General features: G+C 38.0%; 11 protein-coding genes and 2 tRNA genes. 7 read left to right on the top strand and 6 right to left on the bottom strand.

What is annotated here, in order from left to right; genetic code table 11:
- Positions 1-2: 2 nt before the first annotated feature.
- The 4 genes from OCV67_RS05285 (at position 3) to OCV67_RS05270 (ending at position 4,594) form a co-directional block, all read left to right on the top strand.
- Positions 3-620, top strand: a complete 618-nt coding sequence (locus OCV67_RS05285) for an ATP-binding protein (protein ID WP_147642946.1) — start codon at positions 3-5, stop codon at positions 618-620.
- Complete coding sequence (locus OCV67_RS05280) at positions 610-963, top strand: (2Fe-2S) ferredoxin domain-containing protein (protein WP_147642945.1); 354 nt, start codon at positions 610-612, stop codon at positions 961-963. Before OCV67_RS05285 ends, OCV67_RS05280 begins: the two co-directional genes overlap by 11 nt.
- Positions 964-1,034: 71 nt before the next feature.
- The gene (locus OCV67_RS05275) at positions 1,035-2,828 is read left to right on the top strand and encodes an NADH-quinone oxidoreductase subunit NuoF (protein WP_147642944.1); all 1,794 of its coding nucleotides are present in this window, start codon (positions 1,035-1,037) and stop codon (positions 2,826-2,828) included.
- A 14-nt stretch (positions 2,829-2,842) separates the two neighbouring features.
- Positions 2,843-4,594 (top strand): NADH-dependent [FeFe] hydrogenase, group A6, encoded by a 1,752-nt coding sequence (locus OCV67_RS05270; RefSeq protein ID WP_147642943.1) that lies wholly within the window; start codon positions 2,843-2,845, stop codon positions 4,592-4,594.
- Positions 4,595-4,636: 42 nt separating this feature from the next.
- Here the strand turns inward: OCV67_RS05270 and clpB are convergent, their stop codons facing one another.
- The 6 genes from clpB to OCV67_RS05240 all read right to left on the bottom strand — a co-directional run bounded on the left by clpB (position 4,637) and on the right by OCV67_RS05240 (position 15,179).
- The gene (clpB, locus tag OCV67_RS05265) at positions 4,637-7,234 is read right to left on the bottom strand and encodes an ATP-dependent chaperone ClpB (RefSeq protein ID WP_178085009.1); all 2,598 of its coding nucleotides are present in this window, start codon (positions 7,232-7,234) and stop codon (positions 4,637-4,639) included.
- Between the two features lie 13 nt (positions 7,235-7,247).
- The gene (locus tag OCV67_RS05260; protein ID WP_147642941.1) at positions 7,248-7,907 is read right to left on the bottom strand and encodes a hypothetical protein; all 660 of its coding nucleotides are present in this window, start codon (positions 7,905-7,907) and stop codon (positions 7,248-7,250) included.
- 160 nt (positions 7,908-8,067) lie between these two features.
- A complete protein-coding gene (locus OCV67_RS05255) occupies positions 8,068-9,783 on the bottom strand; it encodes a phospho-sugar mutase (RefSeq protein ID WP_147642940.1) in 1,716 nt (571 codons plus the stop codon).
- A 143-nt stretch (positions 9,784-9,926) separates the two neighbouring features.
- Complete coding sequence (locus OCV67_RS05250; RefSeq protein WP_147642939.1) at positions 9,927-11,480, bottom strand: ABC-F family ATP-binding cassette domain-containing protein; 1,554 nt, start codon at positions 11,478-11,480, stop codon at positions 9,927-9,929.
- A 71-nt stretch (positions 11,481-11,551) separates the two neighbouring features.
- A complete protein-coding gene (locus OCV67_RS05245; RefSeq protein ID WP_147642938.1) occupies positions 11,552-13,444 on the bottom strand; it encodes an ABC transporter ATP-binding protein in 1,893 nt (630 codons plus the stop codon).
- Complete coding sequence (locus OCV67_RS05240; protein WP_147642937.1) at positions 13,434-15,179, bottom strand: ABC transporter ATP-binding protein; 1,746 nt, start codon at positions 15,177-15,179, stop codon at positions 13,434-13,436. The genes OCV67_RS05245 and OCV67_RS05240 overlap by 11 nt, the downstream gene beginning before the upstream one ends.
- A 322-nt stretch (positions 15,180-15,501) precedes the next feature.
- Between OCV67_RS05240 and OCV67_RS05235 the strand changes: the two genes are divergently transcribed.
- The 3 genes from OCV67_RS05235 to OCV67_RS05225 all read left to right on the top strand — a co-directional run.
- A tRNA-Gln gene (locus tag OCV67_RS05235) sits at positions 15,502-15,577 on the top strand.
- A gap of 7 nt (positions 15,578-15,584) precedes the next feature.
- Positions 15,585-15,660 (top strand) — tRNA-Thr (locus tag OCV67_RS05230).
- Between the two features lie 463 nt (positions 15,661-16,123).
- On the top strand, positions 16,124-17,482 hold a 1,359-nt coding region (locus OCV67_RS05225), incomplete at its 3' end, for a leucine-rich repeat domain-containing protein (RefSeq protein ID WP_147642936.1).

Raw genomic sequence — 17,482 nt, 5'->3', positions numbered from 1 at the left:
ATATGTTCTCTGAAATTGCTCTTCATATTCTTGATATTTTACAAAATTCCTTATATGCGTCCGCAACAATAATTGAAATACATATAATTAAACCTATAAACAGTAATGAAATAACAGTACGTATATGCGACAACGGATCGGGAATGACAAAAATGCAGCTTCACAAATGCTTTGATCCTTTTTTCACAACTAAAGAAAATAAAGCAGCTGGCTTAGGCATTCCTTTTTTTAAGTATGCCGCCGAGCTGTCGGGGGGAAATTTCAGTGTTGAATCCGATAAAAAAAACGGTACTGAAATTAAGGCGGTATTTTGTACTGACAGTATTAACTGTATCCCTGTCGGCGACATTTTTTCTACCGTATACTCGGCGTTTATTTCAAATCCGGAAATATATTTTTATGTCTGTATTGATATAAACGGCGTATCGGTAAACTGTGATTCAGAAAAATTTACTAATAGATTTTATGAAAATTTTTCTCTTAGTGCCGGAACAATAAACGAAGAAAAAAAATATCTTGAAAATAAATTGAAGTGTTTTGACATATATAAAGCTGATTCTGCATGTTTTGCAGATTATCTGAAAAAAATTTCCGTTCAAGGAGGAAAAAATGAAGATTGATGAATTAAATGCCATAAAAGATAAAATGAAAAATCAGGTTACACTAAGGGCAGAAGATCCGGACAGTACTAAAGTTCTGGTAGCAATGGGTACATGCGGTATCGCTGCCGGTGCAAGAGATGTTCTTAAAGCTTTTGCAGACGGAGTTGCCGAAAAAAATATCGAAAAAGTTATGGTTTCACAAACCGGCTGTATTGGAAACTGTCAGCTGGAACCTATTGTTGAAATTTTCGAAAAAGGAAAAGACAAAGTTACATATGTAAACATGAATGCTGATAAAGCTAAAGAAGTAATTGAAAAGCATCTTATCGGCGGACAGGTTGTATCCGAATATACAATCTGATAATAAATCCTGTATAACTTGCGAAAAATTTGCTGTCAAAAGCTATTACACAGCTGAAAGGAAATAAAATTATGTATCGTTCACACGTTTTAATATGCGGCGGAACCGGTTGTACTTCCTCCGGAAGCGCTGCAATTGAAAAAGCTCTTGTTTCAGAAATAGAGAAAAATGGACTCAAAGAAGAAGTTCAGGTTGTTAAAACCGGTTGTTTCGGTCTCTGCGCTTTAGGTCCTATTATGATAGTTTATCCGGAGGGAACTTTCTATTCAATGGTTAAGGTTGAAGATATCCCTGAAATCGTTGAAGAACATCTCCTCAAAGGCCGTATTGTTACAAGACTGGTATATCAGGAAACTGTAACAGACAACGGTATCAAGTCTCTTCAGGATACAGCATTCTATAAAAAACAGCACCGTGTTGCTCTCAGAAACTGCGGTGTTATTAATCCGGAAAATATAGACGAATATATCGGAGAAGGCGGCTATCAGGCTTTGGCAAAAGTCCTGACTGAAATGACTCCTGACGATGTTATCCAGACGATCCTCGACAGCGGCCTCAGAGGAAGAGGCGGCGGCGGTTTCCCTACAGGTATGAAGTGGAAGCTTGCAAGAAACATTGTAAAGGATGCCGATCAGAAATATGTATGCTGTAATGCCGACGAAGGCGACCCGGGTGCATTTATGGATCGTTCCGTACTTGAAGGCGATCCGCACGTTGTTCTGGAAGCTATGGCAATTGCAGGCTATGCTATCGGTGCAACACAAGGTTATATCTATGTTCGTGCAGAATACCCGATCGCTGTTGAACGTCTTGAAATTGCAATCAAGCAGGCTCGTGAATACGGACTTCTTGGAAATAATATTTTCGGTACAGACTTCTCATTTGATATTGGTCTGAGACTTGGTGCCGGAGCATTCGTATGCGGTGAAGAAACTGCTCTTATGACTTCTATTGAAGGAAACAGAGGCGAACCTCGTCCTCGTCCTCCATTCCCTGCTGAAAAAGGTCTGTTCCAGAAGCCTACAATCCTTAACAACGTAGAAACTTATGCAAACATTCCTCAGATCATCTTAAACGGCGCTGACTGGTTTGCGTCAATGGGTACTGAAAAATCAAAGGGTACAAAGGTATTTGCTCTGGGCGGTAAAATTCACAATACAGGTCTTGTTGAAGTTCCGATGGGTACTACTCTCAGAACAGTTATTGAAGAAATCGGCGGTGGTATTCCTAACGGTAAGAAATTCAAGGCTGCTCAGACTGGCGGACCTTCCGGCGGTTGTATCCCTGCTGAACATATGGATATTCCGATCGATTACGACAACCTTATCAGTATTGGTTCAATGATGGGTTCAGGCGGTCTTATCGTTATGGACGAAGACAATTGTATGGTTGATATTGCTAAGTTCTTCCTTGAATTTACTGTTGATGAATCATGTGGTAAGTGTACTCCTTGCCGTATCGGTACAAAACGTATGTACGAAATGCTTGATAAAATCACAAGAGGTCAGGGTACTCTCGAAGATATAGACAAGCTTGAAGAACTCTGCTATTACATAAAACAGAATTCTCTCTGCGGTCTTGGTCAGACAGCTCCTAACCCTGTTCTTTCAACACTACGTTACTTCAGAGACGAATATGTAGCGCATGTTGTAGACAAAAAATGTCCTGCCGGCGTCTGCAAGCATCTGTTAAGCTTTGAAATTGACCCTGAAAAGTGCAAGGGATGTACGTTGTGTTCAAGAGTATGTCCTGCCGGAGCTATCAGCGGCGCTGTTAAGACTCCTCATGTTATTGATAAGGATAAATGTCTCAAGTGCGGCGCTTGTATCGAAAAATGTAAATTTGGTGCAATAAGCAAAAAATAGTGGAGGAATAGAGAATGGAAAATATTAATCTTAAAATTAACGGTATGGAAATTTCTGTACCTAAGGGCACAACAATTCTTGAAGCTGCCCATATGGCTAACATTGATATTCCTACACTTTGCTTTCTTAAGGATATCAATGAAATCGGCGCCTGTCGTATCTGCGTAGTTGAAGCAAATGAAGGAAGAGGTTTCAGAATCGTTGCTTCCTGTGTTTACCCTGTAAGCGAAGGAATGGAAGTTCTGACAAATTCTCCTAAGGTTATTGAATCCAGAAAGAAGACCCTTCAGCTTATACTTTCAAATCATGACAGAAAATGTCTGTCATGTGTAAGAAGTCATAACTGCGAGCTTCAGAAACTGGCAAGAGATATGGGCGTAGATGACGAATGCGCTTATGACGGCGTTAAAAATGAATATGAAATTGATAATTCCGCTGCTCATATGTACAGAGATAACAATAAATGTATCCTTTGCAGACGCTGTACAGCAGTCTGTGAAAAGGTTCAGGGAATCGGCGTAATCGGCGCTAATAAGCGTGGTTTCAATACAGTTATTGAAAGTGCTTTTGAAATGGGACTGGGTGAAACAAGCTGCGTTTCATGCGGACAGTGTATTGCCGTATGTCCTGTAGGCGCTATTTCCGAAAAGGATAATACAAAGGAAGTATTTGAAGCTATAGCCGATCCTTCAAAACATGTTGTTGTTCAGGCAGCTCCGGCTGTAAGAGCAGCGCTTGGCGAAGCTTTCGGTCTGCCGATCGGTACAGATGTTGAAGGTAAAATGGCAGCTGCTTTAAGAAGACTCGGATTTGACAAGGTATTTGATACAAACTTCTCAGCTGACCTCACAATTATGGAAGAAGCACATGAATTCCTTGATAGAGTAAAGAACGGCGGCAAGCTTCCGCTTATTACTTCATGTTCACCTGGCTGGGTTAAGTACTGTGAGCACTACTTCCCTGATATGACAGAAAACCTTTCAAGCTGTAAATCTCCTCAGCAGATGTTCGGCGCAATTGTTAAATCTTACTATGCCGAAAAGGAAGGCATTGATCCTAAGGATATAGTTTCTGTAAGTATCATGCCATGTACTGCAAAGAAATTCGAAATCGGACGTGACGATGAAGACGGTGCTGGTTATCCGGATGTTGATATTGCTCTTACAACAAGAGAACTTGCAAGAATGATTGAACGTGCCGGTATTCAGTTCCTTGCACTTCCTGATGAAAAGTTTGATGATCCACTGGGTGTGTCAACCGGTGCAGGCGTAATATTCGGAGCTACAGGCGGCGTTATGGAAGCTGCTCTGAGAACTGCTGTTGAAGAACTTACAGGTGAAGAACTTCCTTCCGTAGACTTCAATGACGTTCGTGGTACTGATGGCATCAAGGAAGCATCATATGATGTAGCTGGTATGAATGTCAAGGTTGCAGTTGCAAGTGGACTTTCAAATGCAAGAGAACTTCTTAATAAAGTTAAGAATGGTGAAGCTGATTATCAGTTTATTGAAATCATGGGATGTCCGGGCGGCTGTGTAAACGGCGGCGGTCAGCCACAACAGCCTGCAAATATCAGAAACTTTACTGATATCAGAGCTGAAAGAGCAAAGGTTCTTTATGATCTGGACGCAAGCAGAACTATAAGAAAATCACATGAAAACCCTGTTATTAAGGAACTTTATGCTAATTATCTCGGTGAACCGGGAAGCCATAAGGCTCACGAATTACTTCATACAACTTATGTTAAGAGAAGTATTAATAAATAATATAAATAAAAAGGCTCAGCAATATGCTGAGCCTTTTTTATTTTACTTAACGAATAGTTTTTCACCGTCATAATCTACTGTTAAAGTAGTATTCGGCGCTACATCATCTGCAATAATTTTCCTTGCGATCAATGTTTCTGCTTTACGCTGTAAAAATCTTCTTAGCGGTCTTGCACCATAGTTAGGGTCATAACCCTGTTCCACTATATAGTTCTTTGCAGAATCAGTAAACTCAACATCAATTTGATTTTCCTTAAGACGCTTTCTCAAATCGCCAATCATAAGATCAATAATACTGAAAATTTCACCTTTTGTCAGCGGCTTATAGAAAACAATTTCATCAAGACGATTTAAAAATTCCGGTCTGAATTGCTGTTTCAAAAGTGCATCGACTTTTTCTCTTGCCTCCTCACTGATTTCGCCGTTTTCATTAATACCGTCAAGAATATACGGTGAACCCAGATTTGAAGTTAAAATAATGATAGTGTTTTTAAAATCAACAGTTCTTCCCTGAGAATCCGTAATACGTCCGTCATCTAAAACTTGCAAAAGTATATTGAATACATCAGGATGTGCCTTTTCAATTTCATCAAGAAGTACCACGGAATAAGGTTTCCTTCTTACTGCCTCAGTAAGCTGACCTCCCTCCTCATATCCTACGTATCCGGGAGGAGCTCCTATCAATCTGCTTACGCTGAATTTCTCCATATACTCACTCATATCAATACGAACAATATTATGTTCATCATCAAACAGCGACTGAGCAAGCGCCTTTGCAAGTTCTGTTTTACCTACGCCCGTAGGACCTAAAAACAGGAACGAACCAATAGGTCTGTCAGGATCCTGTATGCCTGCCCTTGAACGCAGAATAGCCTCGCTTACCTTTTCAACAGCTTCATTTTGTCCTACAACTCTGTTATGAAGTATTCCCTCGAGATTCAGAAGTTTTTCTCTCTCCCCTTCCATCAGTTTGGATACTGGAATACCGGTCCATCTACAAATTATTCTTGCAATCTCTTCATCAGTTACTTTATCTCTTAACAATGAATCTCCGCTTTTTGCCTTTTCGGCAATAACCTCTTCCTCTTCAAGTTCCTTTTGAAGCGATGGAAGTCTGCCATATTTCAATTCAGCAGCCTTGTTAAGATTATATTCCCTTTCAGCCTTTGCAATATCTGCATTGACCTGTTCAATATCTTCTCTGAGTTTCTGTACCTTAGTAATTGCATTTTTTTCATTTTCCCATTTTGCTTTCATACTGTTAAACTTTTCACGCATTTCTGCAAGTTCCTTTTGTACTTCTGCAAGATGTTCCGCTGAAATTTTATCATCTTCTTTTTTCAGTGCGGCTTCTTCAATTTCATGCTGAATAATTTTTCTTGAAATTTCATCAAGCTCTGTAGGCATTGAATCTATTTCAGTTCGTATCATAGCGCAGGCTTCATCTACAAGGTCAATTGCCTTATCAGGAAGAAATCTATCGCTTATATATCTGTCGGAAAGAGTTGCGGCTGCAATCAGCGCCTGATCATGGATCTTAACACCATGAAACACCTCATAACGCTCTTTTAAACCTCTTAAAATGGAAATTGTGTCCTCAACCGTGGGTTCATTTACCATTACAGGCTGAAAACGCCTTTCCAAAGCTGCGTCCTTTTCAATATACTGTCTATACTCATTCAAAGTAGTAGCGCCTATACAATGCAGTTCACCTCTAGCAAGCATCGGTTTTAAAAGATTACCGGCATCCATAGCGCCGTCAGTTTTTCCGGCACCGACAATAGTATGAAGTTCGTCGATAAACAGTATTATTCTGCCTTCGCTCTTTTTTATTTCTGAAAGTACTGCTTTTAGACGTTCTTCAAATTCGCCTCTGTATTTAGCGCCCGCAACCAGTGAACCTAAATCAAGTGAGAAAATCTTTCTATCTTTTAAGCTGTCCGGAACGTCTCCGGCTACGATTCTCAATGCAAGTCCTTCAGCAATCGCAGTTTTACCAACACCCGGTTCACCGATCAAAACCGGATTGTTTTTAGTCTTTCTTGACAGGATTCTGATAACATTTCTGATCTCACTGTCTCTGCCTATTACAGGATCAAGCTTATTGTTTCTTGCAAGCTCAACCAGTTCCTGACCGTATTTAGCAAGAACGTCATATGTTTCCTCAGGATTCTGATTTGTAACCTTTGTATTTCCTCTTACTTCCATAAGTACTTTAAGAAATTTATTCTTATCTACAGAAAATACTTTTAAAATTTCTTTTAACTTACTAGTCGGATTTTCAATAATCGCCAGAAAAATATGTTCGACAGATACATATTCGTCTTTCATATTTTTTGCCTGCTGTTCAGCATTTACCATAATCCTGTCAGCTTCATTGGATATATAAACTGTGCCGCTTTGCCTTCCGCTTCCGGAAACCTTAGGCATCTGAGAAATCACTGACAGTACTGAATTGCTGATCGACTGATTTTCTATATTCATTTTTGTCATAAGCTGAGGTATCAGTCCGTTTTCCTGATTCAAAAGCGAATACATAAGATGTTCAGGCTCTATTGCATTATTCTGATATTCAATTGCAATATCCTGTGCAGACTGAACAGCTTCAATTGATTTTTGAGTAAGCTTCTGTGCATTCATAATTTTTTCCTCCTTAAATAATCGTCATATATGGTAAATGTTCATTATAAAGTTTTTCCACTTTTATAACTGCTGATTCCGGAAAGTCAAGATTTTCAAAATAAATTTTAATTTCTGAATCCATTAAACGAATATATTCTCCTAAAGCTTTTCCAAGCTTATCGCTGTCAATATGACTGACATTTTCCGCAATCTTTAAATGCCTTATAAATTTACCGTCAGAATATTCGTATTCTATACCGTTCTCAAAATATTTTCCTATATATTTATTTTCCATTGCATACCACAATTGGAAAAATGAATCCAAAGCGTTTATAAGCTGAACGCTTTGAGTACGGAAAGAAACAGACAAAAATCCAAATGTACTTTCTTTCATTTCACGAAGAAGCTCCACACGGTATCTGATTGTAGGCTTATACTTAAATCTCAGCGGACTGCGTATTGAAAGCATAGCATCTGACGCCTGTCCCTGAATCTGAAAATGATTATCCATCATAGTCCGGACACAATCAAAAATATCTTTCATTCTCATCTCAGGAGTAATGTAAGAAACATGCTCGGCAAGGATCTGATTTATCAGATTGGAACGGCTGGTATTCATCTGATACGCCATATCGTCAATCGCATTGACAACATCGTCCATCAAAACCAGACTATAAACACTTTTCTTCATCTTTTTCTCCTCCTTTTGATATAATTATAGCACTGATTTCATAACTTGTCAATAGGTTTATATAATTTCATTTACAAGTTATTGTTTTTTAAAAATTAAAGCAAATCTTTTTACAGATTTGCTTTAAAATATTTAATATAAAATTGGTATAAATTCCAAATCAGTTAATAAGCTTTGAAAAACTTTCTGCAAGCTTCTTTTCAAGCGCTTGAGCATCTGACTGCGTTTCGCCGATAGCAGTATAGTAAGCCTTGATTTTAGGTTCAGTACCTGATGGACGGATAATAACCTTAGCGCCATCAGTCAGTCCGAACACAAGAACGTTTGATTTAGGAAGTTTGATTTCAGTTATTTTACCTGTCTCAACATTTTTTGAAATACCTTCAAGATAGTCCTCAAAAAGAATAACTTTCAGACCGCCTATTTCAGCCACATAGTTTTTACGAAGATTTTCCATAATACTATTCATTTTTTCCATACCTGCTTTACCCTCAAATGTAAAGCTCTGCTGGGTATGATAATAAACTCCGTAAGTTTTATACATATTTTCACGAGCCTGAATAAGTGAAATACCCTTCATTCTGTAAAATGCTGCCATTTCGCATATTAACATTGAAGCATTTACAGCATCCTTATCTCTTACATAGCTTCCGGCAAGGTAGCCATAACTTTCTTCATAACCGAATATAAATCTGTCCTCTTCCCCTTGTTTTTCCAGAATACCGATCTGCTCGCCGATAAATTTGAATCCTGTCAGCACTTCAATTAATTCAACGCCGTATTTTTCAGCAATTTTCTTAATTATATCTGTCGTAACAATTGTCTTAACAGTTATCGGATTTTTAGGCATAGTACCCTGTCTTGTTCTTTCACTGCAAATATATTCAAGCAGCATAGCTCCGACCTCATTACCGCTAAACAAAACGTAATTACCGTTTTCGTCAGGAACAGCAATTCCCACACGGTCGCAGTCAGGGTCTGTAGCAAGAAGAAGGTCAGGCTTTACCTCATCGCATAGCTTAAGACCAAGTTCCAAAGCTTCCCTGATCTCCGGATTAGGATACGGACAGGTTGTAAAATTACCGTCGGGCATTTCCTGTTCCGGAACAACAGTAACATTCTTTATTCCGATTTTATTAAGAATATGTCTTACCGGCTTGTTTCCTGTTCCGTTCAAAGGAGTATAAACAACCTTCAGACCGCTGTCTGCTACCAGATTGGTATTCAGTCCCTGCGCAAGCACATTTTCATAGAATTTATCAATAACGCTCTGCCCGATATATTCGACCATTCCCGATTCAACAGCGTCATCAAATTTGATATGCTTTACTCCGTCGAACATATCAAGCGCATTAACTTTTTTAATAACTGTTTCAGCGTCCGTTAGATTAAGCTGACAGCCGTCTGCTCCATAAGCCTTATATCCATTGTATTTTGACGGATTATGACTGGCCGTTACCATAACTCCCGCCTGACAGTTCAGTTCTCTGACCGCAAACGAGAGCATAGGAGTAGGCATAAGCTCGCCGTATATGTAAACGTGAATACCGTTTGCAGCAAATACTCCTGCGGCAGCTTTTGCAAAAACGTCAGATTTAATACGGCTGTCATAAGCAATAGCAACACTAGGCTTATCAAAGGCTTCATTGATATAATCAGCAAATCCCTGAGTAGCTCTTCTTACAGTATAAATATTCATTCTGTTAGTGCCTGCACCAATTACGCCTCTCAGGCCGCCTGTTCCGAACTCAAGATTACGGTAAAATCTATCATTAATACCCTCGGAATCATCAGCAACTGAAATAAGCTCCTGCTTTAAATCAGGATCATCAACTGCTTTTTCACACCAAAGGCTGTAAAGTTCATTAATATTCATGCTAAAACCTCCTGAAATTAAAAGTGGTTATCCACTAATAACATAATCATATTTATTATACCATAATTTTCTCAAAATGGGAAGAGTTTTATAAAAAAATGATTATAATTTATTTTAAAATAATCAATAACTTTTATAAAAAGTTAAATTACCTTAGTTGTCCATTCCTCCAAATTCCAGACATCCGTTACAATATCCATATAAAATTCCGGTTCATGACTAACCAGAACGACAGTACCTCTGTAAGCTGCCACAGCACGCTTAAGTTCTTCTTTAGCATCTGTATCAAGATGATTGGTAGGTTCGTCCAGTACCAAAAGATTACATGGTCTTAACATAAGTTTGCAAAGTCTAACCTTTGCGTTTTCACCGCCTGAAAGTACACGTACCTGTGAAGTAATATGTTCGGTAGTAAGACCGCATCTTGCCAGAGCCGCCCGAACCTCCGCATTAGTCATAGACGGATATTCGTCCCATATTTCCTGAAGCGCAGTTTTTTCTGAAGCTATTTCCTCTTGCTCGAAATAGCATATTTCAGTAAATTGATCAAGCTTAACGCTTCCTTCCACAGACGGAATAATTCCAAGCATTGTTTTTAAAAGAGTCGACTTTCCAAGTCCGTTAACACCTTTAATTGCAATTTTTTTATTACGTTCTACCTGAAAACTCATGGGTCTGGTCAGGGGTTCCCCATATCCGAGAACAAGATTTTCCGCGTCAATTACTACCTTCCCGGTAGTTCTTGCAGATTGAAAATCAAAGGACGGTTTAATTTTTTCCTTTGCCAGAGTAATAACATCCATTTTATCAAGCTTTCTCTGACGTGAACGCGCCATATTTGCTGTAGCGGCTCTCGCTTTGTTCCGAGCCACAAAATCCTGCAAGTTTGCAATTTCCTTTTGCTGTTTTTCATAAGCCTGTTCAAGCTGCTGCTTTTTCAGCGCATACATACGCTGAAAATTTTCATAATCGCCTGTATAACGTGTCAAAACTGCATTTTCAACATGGTAGATAACATTGACTACACTGTTTAAAAAAGAAATATCATGGGAAACCAATATAAATGCATTTGAATAATTCTGAAGAAAATTCTTCAGCCAGTTAATATGATTTTCATCAAGAAAATTAGTAGGCTCATCAAGAATCAGAATCATAGGGTTTTCCAAAAGTACTTTTGCAAGCAGTACCTTTGCACGCTGACCGCCGGACAGCTCTGAAACATCACGGTCGAGACCGATCTCGCCAAGTCCCAGACCGTTAGCATATTCGGAAATACGGCTGTCTATAGTATAGTACCCATTAGTTTCCAGAATATCCTGAATTTCTCCTACAGATTCCATCATTTCATTCATTTCTTCTTCAGTGCAGTCTGACATTTTATCATAAAGCTCCAGCATTTCCTGTTCAAGTCCGCTTAAATGACGAAATGCATCTTTTAAAACGTCGTATATAGTTTTTCCTTTTTCAAGCGTACTGTACTGATCAAGATAGCCGGTAGTAATATGGCGGCACCATTCTATCTTTCCCTCATCCGGCATAAGCTTACCTGTAATTATATTCAAAAAAGTAGATTTACCCTCGCCGTTAGCGCCTACAAGTCCTACATGCTCTCCTTTAAGAAGCCGAAACGAAGCGTCATCGAGAATTTGTCTTGCGCCGAAACCATGTGTTACATGTTCAACATTTAATATACTCATTTATTTTACATTTGCCTCTTTCTTATAAAATAATATTATACCATAATATTTAATTTTTATCAAGTTATTTTTTACTCCAATTCAAAAGCTCCGGTATAAAGCTGATAATACTGACCTTTCATAGCAATAAGTGCGTCATGATTTCCCCGTTCTATAATATTTCCGTGGTCAAGTACTATAATAACATCAGAATTTTTAACTGTTGACAGACGGTGAGCGATAACAAATACCGTTCTTCCTTCCATAAGAGCGTCCATACCCTTCTGTACAATAGCTTCCGTTCTGGTATCAATAGACGAGGTCGCCTCGTCAAGAATCATAACCGGAGGATCGGCAGCCGCCGCACGGGCAATAGATAACAACTGACGCTGTCCCTGAGAAAGATTAGCTCCGTTACCGGAAAGATAAGTCTGATATCCGTCAGGCAAACGTGTTATAAAATCGTCTGCGCCTGCCAGTTTTGCGGCGGCAATACATTCCTCGTCCGTTGCGTCAAGCTTGCCGTAGCGTATATTTTCCATAACCGTACCTGTAAATAAATTTGTTTCCTGTAAGACAATTCCCAGAGAACGGCGCAGATCAGCCTTTTTAATTTTATTAATATTTATACCGTCGTAACGGATTTTTCCGTCGGCAATATCATAAAAACGATTAAGCAGATTAGTAATGGTAGTCTTTCCTGCGCCTGTTGCGCCGACAAAAGCCACCTTTTGTCCCGGCTTTGCATAAATGCTGACATTTTTCAGCACTGTTTTCCCCTCTGTATATGCAAAATCTACATCAAACAAACGAACGTCTCCGGTCAGCTTGGTATATGTAACAGTTCCTTCGGCAGTATGCGGATGCTTCCATGCCCATAATCCGGTTCTTTCTGAGCATTCGGTAAGAACTCCGTTTTCCTCCTTTGCATTTACCAAAGTAACGTATCCGTTATCCTGTTCCGGCTGCTCATCCATCAGATTAAAAATACGTTCCGTACCCGCCATTCCCATAACAACGGCATTGACCTGATTGGAAACCTGATTGATATTTCCGGCAAACTGCTTGGTCATATTCAGAAACGGTACTATAATACTAATGCTTACCGCCATACCTGAAACGCTAATATTAGGCACATCTAAAACCAGAAGTATTCCGCCTGCAACAGCAACGATAACATATAAAACGTTACCTATATTATTCAGAATCGGCATTAAAATATTTGCATATCTGTTAGCCTTTTGGGATTCATAAAAAAGCTTTTCATTAAGCCTGTCAAAATCCGCCTTGCTTTCTTCTTCATGGCAGAATACCTTTACGACCTTCTGACCGTTCATTATTTCCTCGGCAAACCCCTCAACCTTTCCGAGCGCCGTTTGCTGACGAAAGAAATATTTTGCCGAACCGCCGCCGATTTTCTTTGTAATAAAATACATAATTACAACGCCCGTCAAAACAACTAAGGTCAGCCATAAACAGTAATAGATCATAAGACATAAAACTGTAATAACTGAAATTGAAGAAATAAGCAGCTGCGGAAAGCTTTGAGAAATCATCTGCCTGAGAGTATCTATATCATTTGTATAACGGCTCATAATGTCGCCGTGATTGTTCGTATCAAAATATTTGATAGGCAGTCGCTGCATTCCGTTGAACATTTTTTCACGCAGTTTTTTGAGAGTACCCTGAGTCATAATTGCCATAAGCTGATTATACGCAAAGCCTGCCGTCAGCGACAAAATATAGAATACGACAAGAATTCCCACATAAAGAAAAACTTTTGAGCTTACTGCCTCCCAATCGCCGTTTTGCCAGTTTTCTTCTACGACTGCAATGATGTTCTGCATAAATATTGCCGGAACAGAGCTGACTACCGCACTGAACACAATACATATAACCGTAACCGGCAGCATAACAGGATAAAAGCCATGCATAGTTTTAAGCAGCCGTCCGATAACTCCTTTTTTTACATTTTTATTCTTCATTATTGTCACCTGCCTTGTTCTGAGAAGTATAAATTTCACGATATATTGCATTGCTTTCAAGCAGTTCTTTATGAGTTCCCACAGCGCTGATTTTTCCGCCGTCCATAACGATAATTCTATCTGCATCTTCAACCGAAGCAGTACGCTGAGCAATTATTATTTTTGTTGTTTCAGGAATATACTCCCTCATGGCTTTTCTGATGCCGGAATCCGTTTTTGTATCTACAGCACTGGTAGAATCGTCCAATATCAGGATTTTCGGCTTTTTCAGCAAAGCTCTTGCAATACAAAGTCTTTGCTTCTGTCCTCCGGATACATTTGCACCGCCCTGTTCTATATATGTATCATAACCGTCGGGAAACTGTGAGATAAATTCATCTGCACATGCAAGTCGGCAGGCTTCCTTTAATTCTTCATCAGAAGCATTTTTATTTCCCCAACGAAGATTTTCCTTGACCGTACCGGAAAACAGAATATTTTTTTGTAATACTACTGCTACCTGATTTCTGAGAGTTTCCAGATCGTAGCTTCGCACATCTATACCTCCAACCTTAACAGTACCCTCCGTAGCGTCGTACAGACGGGAAATAAGCTGTATAAGCGTCGATTTTGACGAACCGGTGCCTCCAATAATACCTATAGTTTCCCCTGACTTAATTTTCAGATTTATATCTGCAAGCGCTCTTCTTTCCGCTTTCAGAGAATATTTAAAGCTCACGTTTTCAAATGAAACCGAACCGTCAGCAACCTCATAAACCGGATTTTCCGGATTGGTAAGAGTACTCTTTTCCGTAAGGATTTCTGCAATTCTTTTACCAGATTCAGCGGCCATTGTTATCATGACAAAAATCATGGACAGCATCATCAGGCTGGCAAGCATCATAAATCCATATGTCAATAAAGCGGAAAACTGACCTACGTCTAAATCCATTCCACGAGACGTAATAATAGTATAAGAACCGAAGGACAATACAAAGGTCATATTTACATAAAGACAAAATTGCATAAGCGGATTATTCAATGCAAGAATTCTTTCTGCTTTTGTAAAATCAGCGCAGACGTCCGAAGCGGCTGCATCAAATTTCTTCTGTTCATAATCCTCTCTTACAAAAGCCTTTACTACACGCATACCCTTGATATTTTCCTGTACGGAATTATTTAAATTGTCGTACTTCTTGAATACTTTCCGGAAAAGCGGCATAGTTTTATAGACAATCACCGACAGTCCGACTGTAAGAAACGGTACGACAAAAAGAAATATCCACGCCATTTTTCCACCCATTATAAAAGCCATGACCAATGCAAAAATTATCATAAGCGGCGCACGGATAGCGCTCCTGATAATCATCATATAAGCGTTCTGAACATTAGTAACGTCTGTCGTAAGACGTGTTACCAACGACGAAGTCAGAAATTTATCAATATTTTCAAATGAATATTTCTGAATATTGTAAAACATGTCCCTGCGGAGATTTTTTGCCAGTCCGCAGGAAGCGTTTGCGCACGTTGCGCCTGCTAAAGCTCCGAACAGCAAAGACAATACAGCCATTATAAACAGTATTATTCCGTACTTGATTATTAAATTCAATTCACAGCCTGATTTGATCTCATTTACAAGCTTAGCAATGAGAAACGGAATTATACACTCTATTACAACCTCTAACGATACCAATACAGGAGTGGCAATTGAAGTTCTTTTATATTCCCTTATACTTTTTGAAATTTCCTTTATCATATTTATAAATCAATCCTTTCTGATTATGAACATGTTTATTACGCATTTGATTTTTTACTTGAATAATACCGTCCTCTATGAATCAAAAATCCGTACTCCCAAAAAGGAATACGAATTTTTTAAACTATATATGAATTATACCATAAAATTAAGCCACTGTCAATTGTTGTATTTTATTTTTCAATATTTTTGTAAATTATTTTTAGCAACAATGCACAAACTCAAGGTCGATAAGCAGTCAATTTTACCAAAAATATTTTAATTTTTTTCTATACTATTGAAATCTCTATTTTTTTTTGGTATAATATTATAGTCATTGCAATGGGATATAGCCAAGTGGTAAGGCAACGGACTTTGACTCCGTCATTCCGGTGGTTCGAATCCACCTATCCCAACCAATTTTATGCTGTTTTAGCTCAGTTGGCAGAGCACTTCCTTGGTAAGGAAGAGGTCGACGGTTCAAGTCCGTTAAACAGCTCCATCATAAACCACATAGCTACGCCGTTTACAAGGTATTGTGAACGGCGTTATTTTTATTTAAAATTGCGACTACGACACTTACTACGACAATTGTAACAAAAAAACAAAGTAAAGCATATACCATAAAACGCTTATATAAAAAACTAATCAATATTTTATACACGTACTTAACATTAACATGAAACGCTCAGCAAGGCTACCAATATCGTTCTGTCAGATACGCAACAGAAAGTCTTTAAAAATTAAAATCCCCACTTGAACTTAATAAGTCAAGTGGGGACTTTTAATGAAAAGATGGTAAACAGTCATAAACTACATTTATATTCTACACTTTATATTTATACAAAATATAGACATAATGTAAATATTTAATTAATTTTATATTTATATGTTGATTTCTGTAAATTTTTGGTATATAATGTGTTTATAAGCATGCTTAATAAATTAATTTAAGGAGAATCATTATGAAAAAAATTATATCTGCTTTACTTTCCATTGTTTTTATTGCTGCATTTTCAATTACATCAAATGATAGTATTCTTGTATTTAAGAATCTATCAATATCAGCCAGTGCGGAAACGACCAGTTCAGGATTTGTTTACACTGTTTCAGGAACAACTGCAACAATAACAGGTTACACAGGTTCATCAGAATATCTTACTATTCCATCTACAATTACCAATAACGGTATAACATATACTGTTAAAAAATTGAGTTATAATGCTTTCAGAGAGAATAGTACAATTAAACGAGTTTATATTTCTTCAGGAATTCAAAACATTGGTCAAATGTGTTTTTATAAATGCAGTAATTTAACATATGTTTCTATTCCGAATACCGTACAGAACATGTCTACGTCTTGTTTTGAATTTTGTAAAAAGCTAACTACGGTATCTTTTGCCTCCAATTCAATTTTAAAAGAAATACCGTCTCTCTCCTTCTCAAACTGTTCTTCATTAACTTCTATTTCAATTCCGGATTCTGTAAAAAAAATTAATTTAGGAGCATTTTATACTTGTACTAACCTTCGTACTGTATCCATTAATTATTTGTCTTCAAACTTAACAGATATAAAAGTAAATGCATTTTCTTACTGTTATAATTTATCAAGTGTAGTTCTTCCAAAGTCTTTATATTCTATTGATATATCTGCTTTTGAAGGCTGCCAGAGTCTTACATCACTGAGTATTCCAGATTCAGTAACGAGTGTTAGTAACGGTGCTTACCGTGGATGTACTGCATTAACTCAGGTTACATTTGAAGGCAATTCACAGGCTTTTCTTTCTGTAGGTTTAGAAGCCTTCAAAAACTGTTCTTCTTTAAAAACAGTAAATATAAATAAATATAAAAATATAGATTTTGGTAAAAGAGCATTTGCAGATTGTACCAGCTTAACCACTGTAAATTATCCGAAGGCTACATATAACGGTAATAATATCAATGTTCTTGACGGTATAGCTTTTAGTAATGATTGCTTCTTAAATACGCCTTATTATACTAGTAATTGTACCACAGGGGTATATCCTTCCCTTGTAAACAGAGGATCTGCTAAAAATTGTACTGGAAAGCAGTTGGTTGTAAGTGTGTTTTTAAACGCAACAATTAACGGTACAAACCAGACATGGTCTGACAGCGAAATGACTGATAAAAATCAACAAGTAAAAACTGCAACAGATTATATTAAAAATCAAAGCTCAAGATACAGTAATACGGTTACTTTTGAAAATGCAATTTCCAATTCTAATCTTTCACTTCTGATACCTAATAATAATATTTCGATAACAGTACCTTCAAGCAATACCATATGGAATATTACTGTAAAC

It is taken from the genome of Porcipelethomonas ammoniilytica (assembly GCF_025567485.1).
Lineage (GTDB): Bacteria > Bacillota > Clostridia > Oscillospirales > Ruminococcaceae > Porcipelethomonas > Porcipelethomonas ammoniilytica.
This window is presented reverse-complemented; position numbering and strand designations above follow the sequence as displayed.